The 6,873-nt window shown below is 40.2% G+C and carries 6 protein-coding genes and 1 riboswitch; of the genes, 2 read left to right on the forward strand and 4 right to left on the reverse strand.

What is annotated here, in order from left to right; all coding sequences use genetic code 11:
• Window positions 1-637 (forward strand): butyrate kinase (gene buk, locus GX437_11070; protein ID NLJ08202.1); only part of this gene is annotated, 637 nt, incomplete at its 5' end.
• A 175-nt stretch (window positions 638-812) separates the two neighbouring features.
• On the opposite strand, the gene GX437_11075 is transcribed toward buk, so the two are convergent.
• The 4 genes from GX437_11075 to GX437_11090 are packed head-to-tail and all read right to left on the reverse strand — an operon-like array spanning window position 813 to window position 5,967.
• On the reverse strand, window positions 813-1,778 hold the full coding sequence (locus GX437_11075) for an AAA domain-containing protein (protein NLJ08203.1): 966 nt from the start codon (window positions 1,776-1,778) through the stop codon (window positions 813-815).
• Between the two features lie 20 nt (window positions 1,779-1,798).
• Window positions 1,799-3,142: a peptidylprolyl isomerase gene (locus GX437_11080; protein NLJ08204.1), complete on the reverse strand. Its 1,344-nt coding sequence runs from the start codon at window positions 3,140-3,142 to the stop codon at window positions 1,799-1,801.
• Entirely contained in the window at window positions 3,135-3,974 is an 840-nt protein-coding gene (locus GX437_11085) for a hypothetical protein (GenBank protein NLJ08205.1), read from the reverse strand. Before GX437_11085 ends, GX437_11080 begins: the two co-directional genes overlap by 8 nt.
• Window positions 3,975-3,993: 19 nt before the next feature.
• The gene (locus tag GX437_11090) at window positions 3,994-5,967 is read right to left on the reverse strand and encodes a hypothetical protein (GenBank protein NLJ08206.1); all 1,974 of its coding nucleotides are present in this window, start codon (window positions 5,965-5,967) and stop codon (window positions 3,994-3,996) included.
• A 94-nt stretch (window positions 5,968-6,061) separates the two neighbouring features.
• Window positions 6,062-6,277: riboswitch (cobalamin riboswitch) on the forward strand.
• Window positions 6,278-6,371: 94 nt separating this feature from the next.
• Between GX437_11090 and GX437_11095 the strand changes: the two genes are divergently transcribed.
• A partial coding sequence (locus tag GX437_11095; protein ID NLJ08207.1) for a TonB-dependent receptor occupies window positions 6,372-6,873 on the forward strand: 502 nt, incomplete at its 3' end.

A 6,873-nucleotide genomic window follows, 5' to 3' on the forward strand; every position in this document is an offset into this window, starting at 1 on the left:
ACATCCTCTTTTTGAAAGAATTTCCATCTTTCATGCATTGAATCACAAAGCTGTTGCCCGTTTTCATGCCAAATGTATCTCAAAACGCTATGAAGACCTTAACCTGATAGTCGTTCATTTAGGTGGAGGTATCACTGTGGGTGCCCATTTAAAAGGCCGTGTCATTGATGTCAATCAGGGACTTGACGGGGAAGGGCCTTTCAGTCCTGAACGTAGTGGTACCTTGCCGGTTGGAGCACTTGCAAAACTCTGTTTCAGTGGTAATTATTCGTATCAGGAAGTTAAACAAATGATCACCGGAAAGGGAGGATTTGTTGCCTATTTTGGTACCAATGATGCTCAGGAAGTGGAAAACCTGATGAATCAGGGAGACCCCACTGCCAGCCTTGTTTTTGAAGCCATGGCTTATCAGGTGGCAAAAGAAATAGGTGCCATGTCAACGGTTTTAAAAGGTAAGGTGGATGGTATTTTACTCACAGGTGGACTGGCCAACAACAAATGGTTTATCGACCAGATTATTGACAGGGTGGTTCACATCGGACCGATTTCCATTTATCCCGGAGAAGATGAAATGAAAGCGCTTGCTGTCAATGGACAAATGGTGCTGGATGGTGAAATTGAAGTGAAAGAATATTAAAAAAGGGCCTTAAAAGGCCCCTTAGGGATAAGTATAAACTTACCGGAGATTCGGCATTAAGACGTTTCATCCGCTTGAAAGGTTGTCCCGGGAATCAAAACAAAAGTTATTAATTTTATATGCAATCATTTACTGCCTGTCGCTGTCAGGATTTTGCCTGAAAGAAAAAATTCTTCTATAAAATTTTCCTGACAATTTCGTCCACCGAAATTCCTTCTGCTTCAGCTTTGTAGTTTTTGACAATGCGGTGGCGGAAAACCGGTAATGCAACCGCCTGAATATCTTCAATATCCGGAGAATATTTGCCGTGAAAGACAGCGTGGGCTTTTGCCCCTATCACAAGATATTGTGAAGCACGAGGTCCTGCTCCCCAGCTGATAAACTCGTTGATATAATCTGATGCATAAGGAGTATTAGGCCTTGTTTTATATGCCAGCTCAATGGCATAGCGGAGTACATTCTGATTGACAGGAACCCGGTCCAGCAGCGATTGATAATAAATTATCATTTCGCCTGAAAGCACTTTGTTGACCTGTTTTACCTGTCCTGAGGTGGTTTCCTGAACAATTTTTACTTCTTCTTCAAATGACGGGTAATCAAGGATAACATTATACATAAACCTGTCGAGCTGAGCTTCGGGTAGGGGATAGGTGCCTTCCTGCTCTATCGGATTCTGGGTTGCCAGCACAAAAAAAGGTTCCTGCAATTGATAGAGGTGTCCGGCAGCGGTAACGCTTTTCTCCTGCATGGCTTCGAGTAAGGCCGACTGGGTTTTGGGTGGTGTACGGTTGATTTCATCAGCCAGAATGATATTGGCAAATACAGGCCCTTTGATAAACTTAAAATTTTTGCTTTCGTCCAGAATTTCTGAGCCTGTGATGTCGGAAGGCATCAGGTCGGGAGTAAACTGTATTCTCGAAAATTTAAGGTCTAATGAATCGGCTATTGTTTTGATTAACAATGTTTTGGCTAAGCCCGGTACGCCTATCAGCAGGCAATGTCCCCTCGAAAAAATACAGGATAACACCGAACCAATGATATCTTCCTGTCCAACAATAACTTTGCTGATTTCTGCCTTTAAACGTTTGTAATCCGAAATCAGGCTTTCAATGGCTTCTTTATCATTCTTGAAAATTGTCATAGTATTTAATGTTGTGAAAATCAGTCCTTAATCATATATTTTTTAAGGTCTTCGCATTGATCGTAAGGAGGATTGACTTTAAAATATGTTTCTTTCATTTTGTTGTTGATCCACTTTAATAGCAATTCCTGTTCCTTCCTTGATTTGGCCATATCGCTGATGATGGGATAGTCGTCATTCAGATTGGCTTTGTGGGGAGGTATTTTTGACTTCAGCCATATTAAGCGATAGGCCTGTCTTCCGTCAGGATAAACATAATAAACGGGGCCTGCAACACTTCCTGTTTGCATGGTGTCGATGACAAAAAAGAGGGAGGCTTCCATCTGGTCTGATGAAAGGCGGGTAGAGCCTGTGTTGATGTCAACGAGCCTTCCGCCATTGTTTTTTGTCGTTTCATCTTCAGAGTATTTAAATGCAGCAGCCTCGAATCCTACGGAGTCTTTTTTTATTAACGAAAGCACTTCCCTGGCTTTTGTCTGAGCCTGAAGTTTGGCCTCGGGTGTAACTTTTGGAATGATCAGAATATGAGCAACATGTATCATTTCTCCTTTTCGGTCAATCATTTTGATGAGGTGATAACCATACTGGGTTTTAATGATGTCGCTGATGGAATCTTTTTTAAGTTTCATGGCGGCAGAGGCAAACTCCGGCACATAATCGAAGCGTGAACGCATGCCTAAGTCTCCTCCTTTGATAGCCGTTCCGGGATCTTCCGAATACAATATGGCCAAAGTCGAAAATTTATCCCCTTTTAAAATACGCTGCCTTATTTCTTCAAGCTTTGCCCTTGCTTTCTGGTGTTCTTCTTCGGTGGGTTTGGCAAAGAAAACTATCTGAGCTATTTCATACTGAGTGTTGTAGTATGGAAGGCTGTCTTCAGGTATCTGATTGAAAAACTTTTTCACTTCGGCAGGTGAAACAAATACATCTCCCACAATTTTTTGCCTCATCATCTGAACCAGCTTCATTTCTTTGATGGGTTCACGCATTTCATCCTTGATTTCGGGAATTGTTTTCTCATAAAATTTTTCCAAAGCCTCTTTACTTCCAAGCTGATTGATGAAATACTGTAACCTTTTGTCTATTTCGCCTGAGATTTCAGCATCTGAAACCTTTAAGCTGTCAATATAAGCCTGATTAAGCAATAAACGCTGAAAAACGCTTGCCTGAATTAACTCACAGGTGCCTTCAAAAAGTGATTGCTCATCAGGGAAATTATATTCTTTCAACTGAATGTCAATATCTGACTGCGTGACAATCTGATTCCCCACAACAGCTATTATTTTGTCAAGTGTTTTATCTTCCTGTGCATAAGTGTTCAGGAATAAAAACAAGATGACGGCAAGTACGGTTATTTTATTCATAAATTTTGAAATGTTTTTTACGGATGCCTTCTTCATATATGCCTTCCCGTGTTTTCTTAAGCAATTCTGTTTTTCGCTGGTGAAGTATGGTATTTTCTATCAGGTCGCGTGCAAAATCAATTGGCATAAAAGTACCCTTGGGTTTTACTTCATGTATGGAAATAAAGTAATAATTTAGGGAATCGCTCAGTTCGATTGCCTGATTTTTTCTTAAAGACTCACAATCATAATTGGCAATCGGCATGATGGAGGTCAACTCGTCATAATAATACCACTTCGTTTCATCAATGTTAAACAGTGCGGCATTGCCGATACAATACTGGTGCAGCAGGTCGATGTCCTCGCTTTTGTTGCTCTGATACCATTTTCTGACTTTATCGAGGTCGGGTGCAAGCTTGCTGACCTTGAGGAAAATTGCCTGAAGCATACATTTTTTCAAAACAAACTGGCTGCGGTTATTTTCATAAAACTGCTCTATTTCTTCCTGACTGACGGTAGTATCCAGTTTTTGTCTGACAAGCTTGTTTTCATATTCATAGATGATCAGGTTTTTATAATATTCCTGAAGCTCTTTTTCTTTATCTTTTTCTTCGTTGCTCAGATTGTTCATGGCTTTCTGAAAAACAAGCTGCTCTTTTATCCATTGGTCGATAAAGTCTTTTACCATCTGAACACTGTCTTCTTTTGAGATGGGCTTGTTGATCAGCTGAATCAGGTCTGATTCATATAAATACGTGCCTTTTACTTCTGCAACTATTTTTCCTTTCTCTTTTTTTCCTGCACTGGCGTTCCGGCCTCTGTCACAACCCGTAGCAATTATAAGGATTGTCAACAAAAAAAGCGTAAAGTACTTATTTCGATTTATGATTATTGATAAGCTCCTCAAGTATTTTTTCATTTATGGTTACGGGATATTTATTTTTAAGTTCTTTCAGCCACAATTCTTCAAGATATGCCTGATAATCAGCAATAACAATACCCCTTATTTCTTTCAGTTTTTTTGATTCGGGTTCATAATATCTGATTAAGTTGACCACCCGCCACGAACCTGATTCCTTATCCTGAAATTTAAAAACGCCTGTCTTGCCAAAAAATTCTTCCAGATATTTGTTTTCTCCCTGTTCATATCTCCCTTTTGAATAGCTGACATTCAGGGCATTCTTTTCATTTTCGGTCTTGGCTATGGTATCAGCACTCCATCCTTTTTTCAGCATTTCAACCACTTCATTGGCCACTTCTTCCGTGCGGCAGATATAATTTTCAGCATCCACACGCTTTTTCCACATGTAATTGTCTATGTGTTCTTCATAAAACTTTTCCTGTCCGGCTGTGTCTTTCATAGCTTTTGTCCATACTTTCTGGTCGGTGATTTCAAATAGCATCATGCCTTCCTTATATTCATTCACCAGATTCCTGAAATCGGGATAGGTTTCTTCAAGGTGTTCATCGGCATAGGCCAGAAGCTTTTCGTTGACATAGGTTTCGTAAAGTTTACGAATGGTGAATTCTATGGTAGCAAATCTTACCGACTTTTGTTTCTGCTCAACATATTTTGCAAAATCGCTCAGCGGATATTGTTTTTTGCCTATCAAAAACAGTATGCCGGTGAAGGCTTCTCTGCTTGCAGCTGACCAGGTACCATTCAGCAGGTTGCTGTCCACTGTTTTAATAAAACCTTGTAATACAGCTGGATATTCTTTAAATCCGTATTGTTTTTTGATATTGGCTATCAGGTTGATGTTGCTCAACTCCGATCTCGAATCTTTTCTGACTTTACTCCGGATGTAATTTTCCATTTCCTCAAACGACTTTAATCCTTTCAGGTCAAGTTTTTTCAGAATAACCCAGCCATAAGATGTTTCAACAGGTTCAGAAATATCTCCAATATTTTTCAGCTTAAAGGCTTCTTCTTTAATGACTTCAGGAATGTTAAACGAGAAAGTATTGAACTCAGGCATCACTCCATCTGAATTCTTAGTCCTCTCATCTTCTGAATAGAGTTTTACCATTTTCTCAAAACTCTCCCCGGCTTTTATCTGGTTGTATATTTCAAAAATCTTTTCTTTTACCCTTGCTTTGTCTTCATCTGTCGGATTTTCATCATAAGCGAGGAGGATTTGGGCGACTTTAATCTGTCCCTGATAGGGCCTGCGATCAGTTACCTTTAATATATGATAGCCAAACTCGGTACGAAAAGGCTTGCTGATTTTTCCAAGGGGTGTGTTATATGCCACATTTTCAAAGGAATAGATAAGATGAAATACGCTGAACCATCCCAGGTCCCCATGGCCTACTTTTACATAAGGGTCTTCGGAATATTCATCTGCCAGTTTGCTGAAGTCTTCTCCTTTTTTGGCTTTTTTGTAAATCTGATTAATTCTGGCCAGAGCCTTGTCAACTTCTTCCTGCGGAGCGTCTTCTGCCACCCGGATCAGGATATGACTGCACCTGATTTCCTCTTTCATACGCTCATAAGCTTCGGCTACCAGCTTGTCAATGGTTTTTTTGTCGGTCAGGTAAGGTTTGGTCAGTTGATCGCGGTAACCCTTAAATTCATTCCTGAACTTTTCGGTGGTATCAATACCCATTTCGCGGGCTTCCCTTACTTTCAGTTTAAAATTGATAAACAGATTCAGATATTCCCTGACACTTTCTTCTGTGTAGAAATTTGCATCATTTTTATTGTTTTTTTCATAAATATACTGAAATTCACTGACCATCACATTCTGGTCGCCAATGCTGAATAAAACACTTTCGGGTTTTTGGCCGGAAACATACATGGTAGTGAAAAAAAATACAATAAAAATCAGACGTTTTGCTGTCATTGCTTTGTTTTTTTGTTCTTGCAAAGATAATTTTTTATTGCATTAACTTTAAGACGTATGGGGAAAGAAATAGTTTTGAGAAAAAAAATAATTTTTACATTTGCTGCGGTTTGGTTGTTTTGTTTTAAGAGCAAAACCTAAGAGGGAACTCCGGTGAGTTCGTATTTTTACGGGCAATTCCGGGACAGTACCCGCTGCTGTAAACTCTATGGTAGCTCTGATAACCTTGGCCACTGTCTGCCAAATGGCGGATGGGAAGGCTTTCAGAGCTGGAGGAGTCAGAAGACCTGCCAGACCAGTGTTTTCAGCCTGATGCTTTCGGGTAAAAAGCGATGGATGTTTGTCCATGGTAATTTCACCGGCATTTCAGGTTTTAAGGTGTTTAACTTTTAAAACTTATTAACATGAATGCTTTAAAAAACAAATTTTTGCTCACGCTTGCCTTATGCAGCACTTTTTTACATGGCCGTACTCAGCAGGCCGATTCCATGAAATTATATGAATTTCAGGAAGTTGTAATCTCTGCCAGCCGCAATGAACAACAATTGCTGGAAAGCGGCAGGGCCGTCATTGTCATCTCCAAAGAGAAAATTCAGTCGGCTATGCCTCAGTCGATTGGACAGATTCTTGAGAAAGAAGCCGGTATTTACCTGACAGGTACCGGACAAAATTTTGGTTCCAGCCAGCGAATGTACATCAGAGGAGCCAACAGTTATCATGTTCTGGTTATGGTGGATGGTGTCAGAATCAGCGACCCTTCTTCTGTTGACAACGGCCCGGATTTAAGCGAACTTTCCCTTGACGATATCGAAAGGATTGAAATCGTAAAGGGCAGCCACAGTCCTTATTTTGGCTCTTCTGCCATTGGGGGAGTTGTCAATATTATTACCTCCGGAAATCATAAAA

It is taken from the genome of Sphingobacteriales bacterium (assembly GCA_012517435.1).
Lineage (GTDB): Bacteria > Bacteroidota > Bacteroidia > CAILMK01 > JAAYUY01 > JAAYUY01.